General features: G+C 71.4%; 15 protein-coding genes. 13 read left to right on the top strand and 2 right to left on the bottom strand.

What is annotated here, in order from left to right:
• Positions 1-63: 63 nt before the first annotated feature.
• The 4 genes from AAFF41_RS31595 (at position 64) to AAFF41_RS31580 (ending at position 5,425) form a co-directional block, all read left to right on the top strand.
• The gene (locus AAFF41_RS31595; RefSeq protein ID WP_319746290.1) at positions 64-1,068 is read left to right on the top strand and encodes a TauD/TfdA family dioxygenase; all 1,005 of its coding nucleotides are present in this window, start codon (positions 64-66) and stop codon (positions 1,066-1,068) included.
• Positions 1,065-2,159: a 2,3-diaminopropionate biosynthesis protein SbnB gene (sbnB, locus tag AAFF41_RS31590; protein ID WP_319746293.1), complete on the top strand. Its 1,095-nt coding sequence runs from the start codon at positions 1,065-1,067 to the stop codon at positions 2,157-2,159. Before AAFF41_RS31595 ends, sbnB begins: the two co-directional genes overlap by 4 nt.
• 157 nt (positions 2,160-2,316) lie before the next feature.
• The gene (gene sbnA / locus AAFF41_RS31585; protein WP_319746295.1) at positions 2,317-3,402 is read left to right on the top strand and encodes a 2,3-diaminopropionate biosynthesis protein SbnA; all 1,086 of its coding nucleotides are present in this window, start codon (positions 2,317-2,319) and stop codon (positions 3,400-3,402) included.
• A gap of 262 nt (positions 3,403-3,664) precedes the next feature.
• On the top strand, positions 3,665-5,425 hold the full coding sequence (locus AAFF41_RS31580; protein WP_343324997.1) for a beta-ketoacyl-[acyl-carrier-protein] synthase family protein: 1,761 nt from the start codon (positions 3,665-3,667) through the stop codon (positions 5,423-5,425).
• Positions 5,426-5,501: 76 nt separating this feature from the next.
• Here the strand turns inward: AAFF41_RS31580 and ku are convergent, their stop codons facing one another.
• Positions 5,502-6,608: a non-homologous end joining protein Ku gene (gene ku / locus AAFF41_RS31575; protein WP_415925844.1), complete on the bottom strand. Its 1,107-nt coding sequence runs from the start codon at positions 6,606-6,608 to the stop codon at positions 5,502-5,504.
• A gap of 214 nt (positions 6,609-6,822) precedes the next feature.
• Here ku and ligD point away from each other — a divergent pair, with 214 nt between their 5' ends.
• Positions 6,823-7,689, top strand: a complete 867-nt coding sequence (gene ligD / locus AAFF41_RS31570) for a non-homologous end-joining DNA ligase (RefSeq protein ID WP_319746301.1) — start codon at positions 6,823-6,825, stop codon at positions 7,687-7,689.
• A 466-nt stretch (positions 7,690-8,155) separates the two neighbouring features.
• Here ligD and AAFF41_RS31565 read toward each other — a convergent pair whose 3' ends face one another.
• Positions 8,156-8,959, bottom strand: a complete 804-nt coding sequence (locus AAFF41_RS31565; protein WP_343324996.1) for a nuclease-related domain-containing protein — start codon at positions 8,957-8,959, stop codon at positions 8,156-8,158.
• A 97-nt stretch (positions 8,960-9,056) separates the two neighbouring features.
• On the opposite strand from AAFF41_RS31565, the gene AAFF41_RS31560 reads away from it, so the two are divergent.
• From AAFF41_RS31560 to AAFF41_RS31525, 8 genes are all read left to right on the top strand, one after another.
• Complete coding sequence (locus tag AAFF41_RS31560; RefSeq protein ID WP_079090273.1) at positions 9,057-9,563, top strand: protein-tyrosine phosphatase family protein; 507 nt, start codon at positions 9,057-9,059, stop codon at positions 9,561-9,563.
• Between the two features lie 266 nt (positions 9,564-9,829).
• Positions 9,830-10,660: a hypothetical protein gene (locus AAFF41_RS31555; protein ID WP_319746305.1), complete on the top strand. Its 831-nt coding sequence runs from the start codon at positions 9,830-9,832 to the stop codon at positions 10,658-10,660.
• An 88-nt stretch (positions 10,661-10,748) separates the two neighbouring features.
• A complete protein-coding gene (locus AAFF41_RS31550; protein ID WP_425526178.1) occupies positions 10,749-11,993 on the top strand; it encodes an ATP-binding protein in 1,245 nt (414 codons plus the stop codon).
• 101 nt (positions 11,994-12,094) lie between these two features.
• A complete protein-coding gene (locus AAFF41_RS31545; protein ID WP_343324995.1) occupies positions 12,095-12,616 on the top strand; it encodes an SH3 domain-containing protein in 522 nt (173 codons plus the stop codon).
• Between the two features lie 80 nt (positions 12,617-12,696).
• Positions 12,697-14,091, top strand: a complete 1,395-nt coding sequence (locus tag AAFF41_RS31540) for an FtsW/RodA/SpoVE family cell cycle protein (protein ID WP_343324994.1) — start codon at positions 12,697-12,699, stop codon at positions 14,089-14,091.
• A complete protein-coding gene (locus tag AAFF41_RS31535; RefSeq protein ID WP_319746312.1) occupies positions 14,088-15,542 on the top strand; it encodes a penicillin-binding transpeptidase domain-containing protein in 1,455 nt (484 codons plus the stop codon). Before AAFF41_RS31540 ends, AAFF41_RS31535 begins: the two co-directional genes overlap by 4 nt.
• Before the next feature lie 131 nt (positions 15,543-15,673).
• Positions 15,674-16,744 (top strand): permease, encoded by a 1,071-nt coding sequence (locus AAFF41_RS31530; protein WP_319746314.1) that lies wholly within the window; start codon positions 15,674-15,676, stop codon positions 16,742-16,744.
• Entirely contained in the window at positions 16,741-17,466 is a 726-nt protein-coding gene (locus AAFF41_RS31525; protein WP_319746316.1) for a TIGR03943 family putative permease subunit, read from the top strand. The genes AAFF41_RS31530 and AAFF41_RS31525 overlap by 4 nt, the downstream gene beginning before the upstream one ends.
• Positions 17,467-17,482: the final 16 nt, after the last annotated feature.

Raw genomic sequence — 17,482 nt, 5'->3', positions numbered from 1 at the left:
GACAACCGACGAGTGACTGACCCGAGTGACAACCGACTGAGTGGCTACGGAAAGGAAATCGAGATGTCGTCCACTTCCACGGCGTCGATGGTCGACGTGGAACTGCAGCCCGGCAGACCTCCGCTCCTGCGGGCCGAGGTCACCGGTGGCGCGGCGGGCTGGGCAGCCGCGCACCGGGACGCGCTGCGCGCCGTCGTCGCCGAGCACGGCTGCGTCCTGATCCGCGGTCTCGGGCTGCGTGACGCGGCCGAGACCGGTGCCGTCTTCTCGAAGCTCGCCACCGGTCTGATGACCGAGAAAGAGGTCTTCGCACCCCGACGGACCTACTCCGACGGTGTGTACTCCTCGACGAAGTGGCCGCCGAACCAGCCGATGTGCATGCACCACGAACTGAGCTACACGCTCGAGTTCCCCAGCCTGATGATGTTCGCCTGTCTGAGCGCGCCCACCGACGGCGGGGCGACCGCGGTGGCCGACGCGCCGACCGTGCTCGACGCGCTGCCCGCCGAGTTGACCGAGCGGTTCGAGCGCGAGGGCTGGCTGCTCACCCGCAGCTACAACGACGAGATCGGGGCGTCCGTGGCCGAGGCGTTCGGCACCGAGGACCGTGCTGCCGTCGAGAGCTACTGCCGCGCCAACGAGATCGCGTTCGAGTGGCAGCCCGACGGTGGGCTGCGCACCCGACAGCGCCGCAGTGCCGTGGTGCGCCACCCGGTCACCGGCCGCCGCTGCTGGTTCAACCAGATCGCGTTCCTCAACGAGTGGACGATGGCCCCCGAGGTGCGTGAGTACCTGATGGACGTCTACGGGGCCGACGGGCTGCCGTTCAACACCCGCTTCGGCAACGGCGACCCGATCGGCGAGGACGTCGTGGAGCTGCTCAACAGCGTCTACGAGGCCCACACCGCACGTGAGCCGTGGCAGGCCGGCGACCTGATGCTCGTCGACAACATCCGCACCGCGCACAGCAGGGAGCCCTTCGAGGGACCACGCGAAGTGCTCGTGGCCCTGGCCGACCCGGTGCGTCTGACCGACTGCTCCCCCACCGTCGAGGTGACCGCGTCATGACCACCACCCGTTCCACCACGTCACCATCCGCACCGGAATCCGCGCCGAAGTCCACTCCGGCCGCGCCCATCACCGTGCCGCCCTTCGCGGTGATCCCCGGCGCCCAGGTCCAGCGCGCGCTGCGCGGACGCGAGAAGCAGATCGTGGAGTTGGTCGAGGCCACCTACCGGGTGCACGGCGCCGGTGACTCGGTGAACCCGCCGTCGTACTTCCTGCGGTTCCCCGACCGTCCGTCCTCCCGGATCATCGCGCTGCCCGCCTCGATCGGCGGGGAGGTACGGGTGGACGGCCTGAAATGGATCTCCAGCTTCCCGGAGAACGTGGCGGCCGGTATCCCGAGGGCCTCGGCCGTACTGATCCTCAACGACCATGACACCGGCTACCCGTTCGCCTGTCTGGAGAGCTCGATCATCAGCGCCACCAGGACGGCCGCGTCGGCCGCGGCGGCCGCCGACCGGCTCAGCCGTGACCGGCCGCGACCGACGCGGGTCGGCTTCTTCGGGGTGGGCCTGATCGCCCGGTACATCCACACCTTCCTGGTCGGCACCGGCTGGTCGTTCGACGAGATCGGTGTGCACGACCTGTCCACCGACAGCGCGGCGGGTTTCCGGTGCTACCTGGAGCAGTCGGGCGCCACCGGCCGGATCACCGTGCACGACAGCGCCGAGCAGTTGATCCGCAACAGCGACCTGGTGGTCTTCGCCACTGTCGCCGGGCAGCCGCACGTCGGCGATTTGTCCTGGTTCGAACACAATCCTGTGGTACTACATGTGTCGCTGCGCGACCTCACACCGGAGATCCTGCTCGCCTCGACCAACATCGTCGACGACATCGAGCACTGCCTGAAGGCCGACACCTCGCCGCATCTGGCCGAGCAGCTCACGGGCAACCGGGACTTCGTGCACGGCACGTTGGACGACGTGATGGCCGGGCGGGTGACCGTGCCGGCGGACCGGCCGGTGGTGTTCTCGCCCTTCGGCCTCGGGGTGCTCGACCTCGCGGTCGGCAAGTACGTCTACGACGAAGTGGCCCGCTGCGGCGAACTGCACGTCGTCGACGACTTCTTCCACGAACTGAGCCGGTACGGATGAGCCGGCCTCGACCCCGGGCCGCAGAAAACAGCGGCCCCTGACGCAGGGCCCTGTCCGACCCGGATGGACACGGCCTCCCGCCCGAAACAGCGAAGAAGCCCGCCCACGGTCGGACGGACATTCCGAAAGTGCTCTGCTCCAGATTGAGGAGACCGTCGTGCCCGTCATTTCCGTTCCCCAGGCCTTCAACGAAGAGGATCTCTATGTCGACCTCCGGGCGATCATCGGGCACTCGCTCTTCCTGAAGTGCGAGGGCTTCAACTTCGCCGGTTCCATCAAGATGAAGGCCGCCCTCGAGATGGTGGAGGCCGCCGAGCGGGACGGAGTTCTGAAGCCGGATTCGATCCTGGTCGAGTCCTCGTCCGGGAACCTCGGCGTGGCGCTGAGCATGATCGCGGCGAGCAAGGGTTATCGGTTCCTGTGCGTGACGGACTCCCGCGGCAACCTGTCGACCAGGATGATGATGGAGGCCCTGGGCAGCCAGGTGCACATGATCGCCGGTCAGCAGGAGAGCAACGGCGGCTATCTCGGCGCGCGGATCGAGTACGTGCGTGCGCTGTGCGCCTCCGACGACCGGTATGTGTGGCTCAGTCAGTACACCAACCCGAGCAACTGGAAGGCGCACTACCGCAGGACGGCGCCGGAGATCGCCCGTCAGTTCCCGCAACTGGACGTGTTGTTCGTCGGCGCCGGCACCACCGGCACCCTGATGGGCTGCGCGCGCTACTTCCGGGAGTGGCACCGGCCGGTGCGGGTCGTCGCGGTGGACAGCGTGGGCTCGGTGTCCTTCGGAGGTCCGCCCGGCCGCCGCATGATTCCGGGCCTCGGGATGAGCATGCGCCCGCCGCTGCTCGACGAGTCCTACGTGGACGAAGTGATACGAGTCGAGGAGAGGGACACCGTCCGTACCTGCCACCGGCTGGCCAGGAGCGGGTTCGTGTTCGGCGGCTCCACCGGCACGGTGGTCAGCGGCGCGACCGACTGGTTGAGCCGGCACGACGCACGCGAACTCACCGCCGTGGCCATCGGTCCGGACCTCGGCGAGCGCTACCTCGACACCATCTACCAGGCCAGTTGGCTGCGGGATCTCTACGGCGACGACGTGCTCAACTCCGAAGAGATCGCCGCCGAATCCTGGGCGCCCTGCCCCACGCCACCGACACGGTGGGGCCGGCCGGACGACCTCCAGAACGGCGAGCGCGACAAGAGCCAACGCCCTCAGCTCCAGGACCGTAAGAGCTAGGGCCCTGTCTTCACGGGTGGGCGGGGTCCGGTACGTGCCGGGCCCCGCGGCCCGGGCCGCCCACAGCGGGGCGGCACTTCGACGAACTCGGCGGCCACGGGATTCGGTTGTCCGACCAAGGGAGGTGTTGGAGGTACGGGAGCGACATACTGATCGCTGTTTTCGGTGACGTTGCCCACTATGTGATGGGGACATCTAGGCAATTCCTATTTTGTCACCGAAAGTTGGGGACGGAAATCCCCACAGAAAGCAATCGCTCCCCATGCACCGTTCGTCCGACGTTCCCGTACAGCCCCACGCCGTCACCGTCGCCGAAGTGATCCCCGGTGATCTGGTCGCCCTGTCCGAACAGGATGTGGCGGAGAACACCTGGTACGTGGTGATGCACACCCTGCCCGAGACCCCCCACACCATTCGCCTGACATTGCGGCCACCACTCGGCGGAATTGATCACGACAAGGTATTCGAACGCGGTCACCAAGTGACCACGGCCTGCCGCCGAATGGATGTCGGGGCAATTCCCGAGATCACCTCCACCGACCTCGGCCCGGTGGAATTCCGGGACGGCGACCGCATCACCTCACTGCGCGCCGTGGACCCCCGGGCGGTCGAGGAGTCGTACACCCGCAGATGGGGCCACTGGCACCGGGACCTGGACCGCCGGGCCGAGAATCCCGTCCCCGACGAGGAACTGCGGAACCTGGCCGAACAAGTCGCCCAAAAGGGATATATCGTACGGCATTACCCACGCCCGCGACGGGCCGCCGAGGCGTACGCACCCCGCCGGGTCGTCGTCACCGGGCTCGGTGCCGTGACGCCGCTCGGTGTCGGGGTCGAGGAGCTGTGGCGGGGCCTGGTCGAGGGCCGGTGCGGGATAAGCGAGTTGGAGGGCGAGGAGTTCGCCGAACTGCCCGTGCGGGTCGCGGGCAGCGTGCCCGTGGACCCCGTCGGACTGCTGCCCCGGCCGCAGGCGCGGCGGATGAACCGGTCCGCCCAGTTCGCGGTGCTCGCCGCCCGTGAGGCCTGGCAGGACGCCGGGCTGGACCCGGCCGGTACGACGGAGAGCGGGCTGGCGCCCGAGCGGGTCGGCGTCTCGGTCGGGGCCATCCTCGGTGACGCCTCCGTGCTCGTCGGCGCCGACCGCAAGCTGCGGGACAAGGGTCCGCGCGCGGTCTCCCCGCTCACCACTCCGATGACCGTGCCCTCCCAGGCCGCCTCCCAGGTGTCGCTCGCGCTGCACATCACCGGCGAGGCCCGCACCGTGACCAGTGCGTGCGCCTCCGGCACCGAGGCCATCGGACAGGCCATCGACCGCATCCGGTACGGCCGGGTGGACGTCGCCCTCGCCGGGGGCGCCGAAGCCGTCGTCACCCCCGCGATCATGGCCTCGTTCGCCGCCATGCGCGCGCTCTCCACCCACGAACTCGGATCCACCAGCCCCTCCCGGCCGTTCGCCAGCGACCGCGACGGCTTCGTGAACGGCGAGGGCGCGGGCTTCCTGCTCCTGGAGGCCGAGGAGCACGCCCGGGCACGCGGCGCGCGCATCTACTGCGAGGCCGCGGGCTGGGGACTGTCCGCCGACGCCCACCACATGGCCGCGCCCGACCCGTCCGGCAGCGGCGTGGCGCTGGCACTGCGCCGGGCCGTCCACGACGCCGGTGCCCATGTCGTGGACGTCGTCCACGTCAACGCCCATGCCACCGCCACCGTCGACGGCGACCTCGCCGAGGCGAGCGCGCTGCGCGCCGTGCTCGGCGGGAGCGTGCCCGTGACCGCGCTGAAGGGCCACCTCGGACATCTCCAGGGAGCCGCGGGCGGTGTGGAGGCCGTCGCCACGGTGCTCACCCTCCACCACGGCCTCATCCCGCCCACCATCGGCTGCGACGACCAGGACGACGCGATCGACCTGGACGTGGTGACCAAGCGCCCCCGCCGGCTGCCCGCGCTCGGCGACCTCGCCCTGAGCAACTCGTTCGGGTTCGGCGGCCACAATGCGGTGCTGGCCCTGCGGCGTACGGCGTGAGTCGTACGAGGTGAGTCGTACGAGGTGAGTCGTACGAGGTGACGGGGCTCCGGGGCCCGCGGGGGCCCCGGGGGGGTCAGGCCGAAGCGCGTCCCCGCGGGGTGGCCTTCTTCGCGGCCGTCTTCTTCCCCGTCGCCTTCTTGGCGGTCGTCTTCTTGGCCGCCGTCTTCTTCGCGGTGGACCTGGTCGCCGTCGCCTTGCCGGCCGCCTGACCCGTCGACTTCGCCGTGGACTTCGCGACCGTCTTCTTCGCCGCCGTCTTCCTCGCGGTCGACGTGGACTTCTTCCCGCCGACCTCCTTGGGTGCCGTACGGGCCGACCTGCGGGAGGGCAGCGGGGTGATCTCGGCGGATTCGCCGGTCCGCGCCCCGGCTTCCTCGCCCTTCTCCTCGCCCGTCTCCTCGCCCCGGGACGCCTTGGCCGCGCGCACACTCTTCTCCAGGGCGGCCATCAGGTCGAGCACCTTGCCGCCGGCCCGCTCCCCGGCGGGAGGCGCGGCCGGGAGTTCGCCGGAGGCCTTGGCTGCGATGAGTTCCTCGACGGCCTCGCGGTAGTCGTCGTGCAGTTCGGTGAGCTCGACCTCGCCGAGGGTGTCCATGAGGGCGTCGGCCAGGTCGAGTTCCTTGTCCCGTACGGTCACGCTCGCGTCCGGGGCGACCTCCTCCGTGGACCGGATCTCGTCCGGCCACAGCAGCCCGTGCATGGCGATCACGTCGTCCACCACGCGCAGCATGCCGAGCCGCTCCCGCCCGCGCAGTGCGAACTTCGCGACGGCGACCTTCTGGCTGCGCTTGAGCGCCTCGCGCAGCAGGACGTACGGCTTGGTGGCGGGGACGCCGTTCGCGGCCAGGTAGTACGCCGTGTCCATCTGGAGCGGGTCGATCCGCTCGGCCGGCACGAACGCCACGATCTCGATCGTCCTCGCGGTGGGGATCGGCAGCGCGGACAGTTCCTCGTCCGTGATCGGGATCAGCGTGCCGTCCGCGTCCTCGTACGCCTTGCCGATCTCACCGGTGGTGACCTCGCGGTCCTCCAGTTCGCAGAACTTGCGGTACCGGATGCGACCGCCGTCGTCCAGGTGGACCTGGCGGAAGGAGATCGAGTGGCTCTCCGTCGCGTTCACGACCTTGATCGGGATGCTGACCAGACCGAAGGAGATGGCGCCGTTCCAGATGGATCGCACGTGCGGCACCTTCCTGGTGGTTCTTGCTGACGCGGGTTCTTGCCGACGCGGCTTCTTGCTGACACGGGTTCTTGCTGACACGGGTTCTTGCTGACACGGGCTCGCGGGGTGCGGCTGAAAGCCAGGCTAGACGGGTGTGCGCGACCTCACATCCGCAAGGGAGCGGCGGGGCGATCTGGGCGCCTTGATGGCGATTTCATGCGACTCTCGTCGTATGACGCCGATCACGGAAGTGGAGGGACGGCGGCTGGCGCTCACCAATCTGGACAAGGTGCTGTACCCCGCGACCGGCTTCACCAAGGGTGAGGTCCTGCACTACTACGCGACGGTCGCGGAACCCCTGCTGGCGCACCTCCACGACCGGCCGGTCTCCTTCCTCCGCTACCCCGACGGGCCGGACGGACAGGTCTTCTTCACCAAGAACGTGCCGCCCGGCACCCCCGACTGGGTCCGGACCGCCGAGGTCCCCCGGACGGAGGGCCCCGCCCGGATGGTGCTGGTCCAGGACCTCCCCTCGCTGATGTGGGCGGCGAACCTCGTCACCGAGTTCCACACGCCGCAGTGGCAGGTGGACGCGCCCGGGCTGGCCGACCGGCTCGTGTTCGACCTCGACCCGGGGGCGCCGGCGACGGTCGTCGAGTGCTGCGAGGTCGCGTTGTGGCTGCGGGAGCGGCTGGCTGGGGACGGGATCGAGGCGTACGCGAAGACGTCCGGGTCGAAGGGGCTGCATCTGCTGGCGGCGGTGGGGCGGATGCCGTCCTCGGACGTGAGCGCGTATGCGAAGGAGCTGGCCGTGGACGCGGAGCGGGCGTTGCCGGCGCTCGTCACGCACCGGATGACCAAGAGTCTGCGGCCCGGGAAGGTGTTCGTCGACCACAGTCAGAACGCCGCGCGGAAGACGACGGCCACGCCGTACACGCTGCGTGCGCGGTCCGCGCCCACCGTGTCCGCCCCCGTCACCTGGGACGAGGTCGCGTCCTGCGGGGACCCGTCCCGGCTCGTGTTCCACGCCGACGACATCGCTCCGCGTCTGCTCCGACACGGCGACCTCCTCGCCCCCCTCCTCACCCCGTCCCGCTGACCCGACCCGTCCCCCGCCGCCCCTACCCTCCCCCCAAGCTCTCGGCTTCGCTCGAGCACGAGGGACCATCCCCAGGGGCTCCGCCCCTTCCACCCCGCCAGGGGCGCTGCGCCCCCTGGACCCCCGCAGCGGCCTGAACGGCCTCGTCCTCACACGCCAGCCGGGCTGAAAGGCGCGGGCCGGGATGGGCGGGCCGCGGCCACGGCCCCACACGCCGGACGGGCTGGAGGGTGCGGGTCCGGGTCGGTCCGGTGGGACCTCGCCCTCGAACGCCGACCGAGCCGAGGGTCTCAGCGGCGTGAGGAACTGCGCGACCAGCCCCCACCGACCCGCGGCCAAAGAACCTCCAGCGGACGCGGGATCCGGGGCGCAGCCCCGGCCCCAGGGGCGCGGGGAACGGCGCGACCAACCCCCACCCACCCGCAGCCGAACAGATACCGGCCCGCAGCGATCCAGGGCCACAGGGTCACGTTCGTAGCCATGTGTGGCGGTCGCGGGCCATCGCGTGCAGGGCTTCGACGTCCGCCGGCTTCAGGACACCCCCGAGGCGGGCCAGCGAGGACACGTCGGTGTCCTGCAGGACGCGGACCTCGCGGAGGGGGGCGAGGACATCGAGGTCGGCGGGGCCGGCCACGGCCAGGACGGCGTGGACCTCGGCGGTCAGCGCGTACGAGGCCCGGTCGGCGTCGGCTCGGACCCGGCGCAGAAGCGGATACGGCTCCCGGCGGCCGACGGTCACCATGGGGTCGGCGACGAGAACCCGCTGCTTGCGGGCGTACAGGGAGCGCAGGACGAAGATGCCGCCGGGGCCGATCAGCAAGTGGTGGACGCGGTCGCCGCCAGGGAGCGGGATGGAGTGGACGGTGTGCCAGCCCGCGCCCTCCAGATGGTCCAGTGCCTCTCCGACCGCCTGCTCGGCGGCGAGCGCGCGGCGCCGCGGGTCGGGCCGCAGGCGGCGCGCCGGTCCCGGATCGCGGTCGAGGTCGATCACCAGCGCCTCGCCGGGCCGGTTCGGCGCGAGGTCGTCGTCCGGGTGGAGGGTCAGTCGGGCCAGTTCCGCGGGGGTCGGGACCGGTGGGGGCCCCACCGTCACCGGGCCGGTCAGGAACGGGCCGAGCGCGTCGAGCACGTCCTCCCGCCGCTCCTCGCTGAGCAGATTGACGCGCGCTGCGTCACGGTCGTACCAGGCGACGTTCCTCCCGTCGGTCAGGCACACGTACAGGCGCTCCTGCCCGTGGCGCCAGGTCGGTATGACGCGCAGTCCGTTCATGCACCATCACCCCATGACCATGGGACCAGGCGGGGTGCTCCAGGGGCAAGAACCCGGTTACCTTTGTGAGCAGTTGGGGGAGTTGTGGGAGGCGCTGTTGCGGACTCGCAGAAAGCAACCCGATGTGCCCGCTCCGGACAGCCCGTGGAGCGAGATCGTGCCTGGCCTGTGGATGGGCGGACACGCGTTCGCGGGGCGTGCCGGCGAGCCGGAATTCGCGGTCGTGAGGAATGAGTTCGACCTGGTCCTGACGCTGCTGCGGCTGCCGGGGCACGGCCCCGACCCGGGCGTCGAGCACCATGTGTGGCCGATTCCGGACGGTCCCCTGGACGGGACACAGCTCGCGGGGGTGATCCGGCTCGCGCGGGCCGCGGACGACGCGCTGGAAGACGGGCGCCGGGTCCTGGTGCGCTGCTACCACGGCTACAACCGCTCGGGGCTCGTGGTCGCGCACGCGCTGGTCCTCGCGGGACACACCTCCGACGAGGCGATCCGCCTGATCCGCAGCCGCCGCTCGCCCTGGGCCCTGCACAACGAACTGTTCGTGGAGTACCTGCGCGCCGGTCTGCCCACGGCCCGCCTCCTGGAGGAACTGGCGGAATAGCCCCCCGACCCCTGGGCCCCCGCCCCGGATCTCCGGCCTCCGCCGCCCGCACGTCCGGCACCCCACGGCCTCACGCCGTCGTGCCCTCACGGCTTCACGCCCCCGGCCGTCCCGCCCTCACCAGCCCCACCGACCCCACCCGCGAACAAAAAGGACTTCCCTACGAATATGGTGTAGGGCGTTGGTTCCGTCGATTTCACGCCGACCTCGCGCACCGAGCCGTCCCCCTGGCCCCGGGTCGAGGCCGGCCCGGACGCAGGAGCGCAGTGACCCCCACCCGGCCCAGCCGTCTCGTGCTCGCAGCCCTCGCCGCCCTGCTGGCGGCGGCCGTGGCGGGCTGTGGCGACTCCGGTGCCCTGCGGGGCGCGGGAGCGACGCCCACCGCCGTCGGCCCGGCCCGGCTCTGGCCCGAGCTGCCGCCCGCGTCGACGGCCGCCCTCGACTACGGCGAGGCGGACACCGAGTCGGTGACGGGCGTCACGGCGCCGGGCGACGACATCCACAAGGTGGATCCGATCGCCGTGTTCCGAGCCGAGGTCGGCCGCCACCCGGACGAGTACAGCTCCGTCCACGCCCCGTACCGTGAGACGGCCCAGCAGCTCAAGTACTGCACCGGCAAGGACACGCTCGGCGGGAAGTGCCCGATCCTCCAGGCGTACTACCGAGATCTCACGGGTGACCGGAAGGACGACCTGGTGCTCGGCATCCGCTTTCCGCAGAACCAGCTGGCGGTGCGTGTGTACACCTTCGAGCACCACAAGCTGGTCCAGATCATGGGCACCGCGGACAGCACGATCAGCGTCGAGGTCGCGGGCCGTGACGTGATCATCCGCTCGCCCTCGACCCTGCCGGGCTACGAGTACCGCACGGTGTGGACCTGGGACCCGCACCAGCACGCGATGCTGGCGACCCGGGACGAGATCCTCCGGGTGGGCACGCCCCGCCCCACCAGGCGCGGCACCATCGGACCCGTCCCCTCGGCACCCCCCGCCCCACCGGTCTCGCCCTCAGCCTCTCCCGCGGCCTCTCCGTCCGCCTCGCACTTCGTCTCCCCCTCCGCCTCCCCCGCGCCGTCGACCGCCGCGAGCACCCCATGAGGCTGCACGCGCGCCGCTTCCGGCCGCCCCGCCGTCTCCCCCCTGGGCCGCCACCCTCACCTGGAAGGCCGCCGCCTTCATCACGGTGATGTGCTGCGGTCTCGCCGCCCTGCTCGGCGTCCTCGTGCATGTCTCGGTGACCGACCAGACCGTCGGCGAGGCCCGCGGCCGGGCGCTCGACCGGCTGGCGGAGGTGACGGCGGACTATGAAGCGGGCGACCGGCTGCCGCCGGGCGCGGGGCTGGATCTCCCGGGTCTGCCGGCGCCGCTGCGCGAGCTGGCGACGGACGGGCGCCGCGGCACGATGGTCGGGGACAACGACCCGCACCCCACCATGTGGGCGGCCGGACCCGCGAGCGGCGGGCGGGCGCTCGCCGTGCAGTTCGACTACTCGCAGGGCGCGCACGCCATCGACGCCCTGGACCGGTCGATCGTGTGGTCCTCCGCGCTGGCGATCGGCGCGACGCTGCTGGTGGGAGTGTTCGCGGTGACGCGGGTGACCCGTCGGCTGCACGCGACGGCACAGGTGGCCCGGCGGATCAGCGCGGGCGACCTGGACGCGCGCGTCAACGACCCCCGTACGGCCGTGGACCCCCGTACGCGGTACCCGGCCGGCCCCCAGGACGAGGTGGCGGCGGTCGCCGGGGCCCTCGACACGATGGCGTCCTCGCTGCAGAGCAAGCTGACGAGCGAGCAGCGCTTCACCGCGGACGTGGCGCACGAACTGCGCACCCCGCTGACCGGGCTGCACGCGGCGGCGGAGCTGCTGCCGCCGGGCCGGCCGACGGAGCTGGTCCGCGACCGGGTGGCCACGCTGCGGACGCTCACCGAGGACCTGCTGGAGATCTCCCGGCTGGACGCCGGGCGGGAGTTGCTGGAGCTGGACTCGGAGCCGCTGGTCCCGCTGGCCGAGCGGGTGGTGCGGGCGTCGGGCACCGAGACCGAGGTGCGGGTCGTGGAGGACGTCCGGGTGGAGACCGACCGGCGCCGTCTGGAGCGGGTGCTCGGCAATCTGGTGGCCAACGCGCACAAGCACGGCGCGGGCCCGGTGGTACTGACCGTCGACGGCCCGGTGGTGACGGTGCGGGACCACGGCGGCGGCTATCCGGAGTACCTGCTGGAGCACGGGCCGCAGCGGTTCCGTACGGAGGGCGGCTCGAAGGGCCACGGGCTGGGGTTGACGATCGCGCTCGGCCAGGCGGAGGTGCTGGGCGCGCGGTTGGTCTTCGCCAACGCTCCCGAGGGCGGTGCGATCGCGACACTGACGCTTCCTCAGAACGAACGGGGCGCGCCCGGACCGACCGGTGAGGAAGGGCCGACCGGGGCACGCTGAGCGTCCTCGCGTCCCCGATGGCTCAGTGCGGCCTGCGCGTGCCCGAGCTCACTCCTAATGTGGCGATTAGTCAGATTTACCACCTTTCCGGAGGAGCCCCCATGTCCCTGCGCCACACCCTTGCCCGCACCGGGATGGTGCTCGCCGCCGGCACGCTCATCGCGGCCGCGGGCGCCGGACCCGCCTTCGCCGCCGGCAAGCCCACCGCGACCACGGGCGTCGGGCCCGGCCTCATCGACGACACCGGGTCCTTCGCCCGCGACTGGGACAGCCCCGACTGGGACAACGGCGACTGGGACTACGGCGACGACCCCTACTTCGACGAAGACGGTCTGGGCGACGTCCGCTCCGAAGACCCGTTCCACGACGGACGGCCCGACGACCACCACCGCTTCGAGGGCCGGATCATCTCCCGCGACGGCCTCGCGCTGCACAACCGGCCCGACCGTCGCAGCCGGATCATCCGTATCGCGCCGCACGACGAGCGGGTCCGCATCTACTGCAAGACCAGGGGGGAGCGCGTCGGCGGCAACCCGATCTGGTACCTGATCACCGACGGCACCTGGTCCTGGGGCCCGGCGCAGCACATCGCCAACATCGGCCCGTCCCCGCGCTGGTGCTGACGCCGGGTCGCGCCCGCCGGATCCGCCCGTTTGTCACCACCTAACGGGACATCAGGTTCGGTGCTTGCTACGTTCCGGACATGATTCAGCCCGGAATGCCCGGAATTTCCGGTACACGGGGAACCACCGTGGCAGCGGACCCGCCCACCTCCGCCGTCCGCCTGCCCCGGCGCCGTGGCATCGAGTTCACCCTGATCGTCATGGCCGTACTGCTGTCCGTGTTCGGCTACTGCGCGGTCGGATACGCCCGGCACAGCACGCTCCCGCCCGGCGCCGCGGTCTACGGCGCCGGGCTCGGCGTGCTCGCACTCCTCGCGCATGTCGCGGTGCGGCTGCGGGCGCCGTACGCCGATCCGCTGCTGCTGCCCATCGCCGTCCTGCTCAACGGCCTGGGCCTGGTACTGATCTACCGCCTGGACCTGGAGACCCCGGGCGACCGGGCCGCCCCCATCCAGCTCATCTGGTCGACGCTCGGCGTCGCGCTCTTCATCGCGGCCGTCCTCTTCCTGCGCGACCACCGCGTCCTGCAGCGTTACACCTACGTCTCGGTCGTCACGGCGCTGGGCCTGCTGGTCCTGCCCATCCTCTTCCCCGCCGTGAACGGCGCCCGGATCTGGATCCGGATCGCCGGGTTCTCCATCCAGCCGGGCGAGTTCGCGAAGGTGCTGCTCGCGGTCTTCTTCGCCGGCTACCTCGCGGCCAACCGCAACGCGCTCGCCTACGCGGGGCGCCCCGTCTGGCGGTTCAAGCGGCTCCAGCTCCCCACCGGCCGGGTCCTCGGCCCGATCGTCGCGATCTGGCTGCTGAGCGTGCTGGTCCTGGTCCTGGAGCGGGACCTCGGCACCTCGTTGCTGTTCTTCGGACTCTTCGTGATCATGCTGTACGTCGCCACCGGCCGCACCGGCTGGATCGCGGTGGGCCTGCTGCTCGCCTGTGTGGGCGCGGTCGCCGTCGGCTGGCTGGAACCGCACGTCCACAGCCGGGTGCAGGACTGGCTGCACCCCTTCGCGACGATCGAGGCGGGCCAGGGGCCGAACCAGCTCGCCCAGTCCCTGTTCGCGTTCGCCGCGGGCGGGATGCTGGGCACCGGCCTCGGGCTCGGCCACTCCATCCTCATCGGATTCGCCGCCAAGTCGGACTTCATCCTGGCCACCGCGGGCGAGGAACTGGGCCTCTTCGGGCTCTGTGCGATCTTCCTCCTCTACGGCCTCCTCGTGGAACGCGGCTATCGCGCCGGCCTCGCCCTGCGCGACCCCTTCGGACGGCTCCTCGCCATCGGCCTCGCCTCGATCGTGGCGCTCCAGGTCTTCGTGATCGCGGGCGGCGTGACCGGTCTGATCCCGCTGACCGGGATGGCGATGCCGTTCCTCGCCCAGGGCGGCTCCTCGGTCGTCACCAACTGGATCATCGTGGCGCTGCTGATCCGCGTCAGTGACTCGGCACGCAGCCAGTACGACGGGACGGCGGCGCCATGACCAAGTACATCCGCCGGGCCGCCGCGCTCTGCGCCGTGCTGCTGCTGGCGCTCCTCGTCAACGCCACCCGCGTCCAGGTCTTCCAGGCCGGGGCGTACGACGACAACCCGGCCAACCGCCGCCAGACGATCGCCCGTTACGGCCAGCCGCGCGGTGACATCCTCGTCGGGGGCCGGCCGGTCACCGGCTCCAGGGACAGCGGCCAGCAGCTCCGCTACGAACGGACCTACACGGACGGACCGTTGTACGCGCCCGTGACCGGCTTCGCCTCGCAGGTGTACGGGTCGACGTTCCTGGAGAACACCGAGGACGGCATCCTCTCCGGCAGCGACCCGCTGCTCTCGCGTTTCCCCCTGTGGAACGACGCCACCCGCGCCCAGAACCCCGCCGGCAAGGTGATCACGACGATCGCCCCCGCCGCACAGCGCGCCGCGTACCGGGGTCTCGGTTCGCGGCGCGGGGCGGTGGCGGCCATCGAGCCGTCCACCGGCAGGATCCTCGCGCTGGTCTCCACCCCGTCGTACGACCCGGGGGAACTGTCCGGGACGGGCAAGGCGGTCACGCACGCCTGGGAGCGGCTGAACGGGGCGGCGGACAAGCCGATGCTCAACCGGGCGATCCGGCAGACCTATCCGCCCGGGTCGACGTTCAAGGTGGTGACGGCCGCGGCGGCCCTCGACGCGGGGGTGGTGACGGACCTCGACACGTCGACCACCTCCCCGGACCCGTACCGGCTGCCCGGCACCACGACCCGGCTGACGAACGAGAGCGAGGGCTGCGAGGACGCCTCGCTGCGGTACGCCTTCGAGTGGTCCTGCAACACGGTCTTCGCCAAGCTGGGCGTGGACGTGGGGCTGAGCGACATGACCCGCACGGCGACGGACTTCGGTTTCAACGACCACCTGCGGATCCCCTTCTCCGTCGCCCCCAGCAACTTCGACACGACGCTCGACAAGGCGCAGCTCGCGCTCTCCTCCATCGGTCAGTTCAACACCCGGGCCACTCCCCTCCAGATGGCGATGATCTCGGCTGCCGTCGCGGGCGGCGGGTCCGTCAAAACGCCCTATCTGGTGGAGAAGACGACCACCCGGAACGACAGCACGGTGTCGACGACCGGTCCCCGCACGCTCCACCAGGCGATGAACCCGGCGACCGCCATGCGGATGCGGGAGCTGATGACGGACGTGGTGACGGAGGGCACCGGCACCAACGCCGCGATTCCAGGAGCGACGGTCGGCGGCAAGACCGGGACCGCCCAGCACGGCATCGACAACCTGGGGATGCCGTACGCCTGGTTCATCTCCTGGGCCCAGGCGGACGGCGCGATGGAGCCCGCGGTGGCGGTCGCGGTCGTCGTCGAGGACGCGGCGGCCGACCGCGGGGACATCAGCGGGGGCGGGGACGCGGCGCCGATCGCGAAAGCGGTGATGAAGGCGGTACTCGGGTTCTGAGCCGGGAGTCGGGGCCGCCTTGCGGGAATGAACGCCCCCGCCTGAACGGGCGTACCTATACGGGCGTATTTATGGGGAGGGGAACCCACCCACGAGATTCCAGCCCGTGCCCTGCCGGAGGTACCTCGCCCGTGAGCATCACCAAAGCGGCCCCGCCCGGGGCCGACCACCGCGACGCGGACGCACCGGACGGTCCACGGGAACAGACGGACGCACCGGACGGTCCGAGGAAGCAGGCGGCCGCGGCCCACGGCTGGCAGTTCAACTCGCCGCTCGTCCTGGTCATGCTGCTGCTCGTCCTGGTGGTGGCGCAGGGGCCGATCCGCCGGGCGCTGTCGGCGCCGGTGATGCAGAGCTGGATGACCGTGTTCGTCGCGGTGGTCTGCCAGGCGCTGCCCTTCCTCGTCCTCGGTGTGCTGCTGTCGGCGGTCATCGCGGTGTTCGTGCCGCCGACGTTCTTCGCCCGGGCGCTGCCGAAGCGGCCCGCGCTGGCCGTGCCGGTCGCCGGGATGGCGGGGGCGGTACTGCCCGGCTGCGAGTGCGCGTCGGTACCGGTGGCGGGGGCGCTGGTACGACGGGGGGTCACGCCCGCGGCGGCGCTGGCGTTCCTGCTGTCGGCGCCCGCGATCAACCCGATCGTGCTGACGGCCACCGCCGTCGCGTTCCCCCGCAACCCCGAGATGGTCCTCGCCCGGTTCGTGGCGAGCCTGCTCGTGGCCTGCGTGATGGGGTGGCTGTGGCAGCGGCTGGGGCGGGCGGACTGGATGCGGCCGCCGGCCCGGCCCTCGCACGAGGGGCTCGGCAAGGGCGCCGCGTTCTGGGATTCCGTACGGCACGACGTGATGCACGCCGGCGGGTTCCTCGTCATCGGGGCGATGGCGGCGGCCACGCTGAAGGCCGTCGTCCCGGCGACCTGGCTGCACGCCGCGGCCGCCAACCCCGTGGTGGCGATCCTCGCCCTCGCGGTCCTCGCCGTGCTGCTGTCCATCTGCTCCGAGGCCGACGCGTTCGTCGTCTCCTCGCTGACCCAGTTCTCGCTGACCGCGCGGCTGGCCTTCCTCGTGGTGGGACCGATGATCGACCTGAAGCTCTTCGCCATGCAGGCGGGCACGTTCGGCCGCGGGTTCGCCCTGCGGTTCGCGCCCGCCACCTTCGCCCTCGCCGTCCTCGGCTCGGTCCTGGTCGGGACGGTGCTGCTGTGAACCGGCAGGCACAGGCGGCGGTCCTGTTCCTCGTCGGCGCGGCGGTCCTGCACGCCGGACTCACCGACCTCTACCTGCGCTACGTCAAGGCCGGGTTGCGGCCGTTGCTGCTGGCCGCCGGGGTCGTGCTGATCATGGCGGCGGTGGCGACGGTCTGGTACGAGCGACGGGGCCGGGGTGAAGCCGGCGACGGTGACGGACACGGACACGTCCACCGCGAACCCCGGGTCGCCTGGCTCCTCGTCCTCCCCCTCCTCGCCCTGATCCTGGTCTCCCCGCCCTCGCTGGGCTCCTACAGCGCCATGCACGCCGGTACGGCCCTGCAGGCGCCCCTCGCCTACCCGTCCCTGCCGGCCACCGACCCGCTCCCGCTCGGCGTCGTCGACTACGCGGGCCGCGCCGCCTACGACCACGGCCGCACCCTGGCCCACCGTCGGGTCCAAGTCACCGGCTTCGTCGCCCTCGCCAAGGACGGCACCCCGTACCTGGTCCGGATGGCCCTCAACTGCTGTGCCGCCGACGCCCAACCGGTCAAGATCGGCCTGACCGGCAACATCCCGCCCGTCCTTCAGCCCGACACCTGGCTCCAGGTCACCGGTACCTACACCGCCGAGCAGACCAAGGACCCCGTCAACGACGGCCGCATCCCGTTCCTCGACGTCACCGTGGCCAAACCGGTCCCGACCCCGCACGACCCGTACGACGAGAGCTGGAACAACTGACGCGGTGCCCGGCGCG

Source organism: Streptomyces mirabilis (assembly GCF_039503195.1).
Taxonomy (GTDB): Bacteria; Actinomycetota; Actinomycetes; order Streptomycetales; family Streptomycetaceae; genus Streptomyces; species Streptomyces mirabilis_D.
The sequence above is the reverse complement of the archived record's forward strand: the minus strand, read 5'-3'. Positions and strand labels throughout refer to the sequence as shown.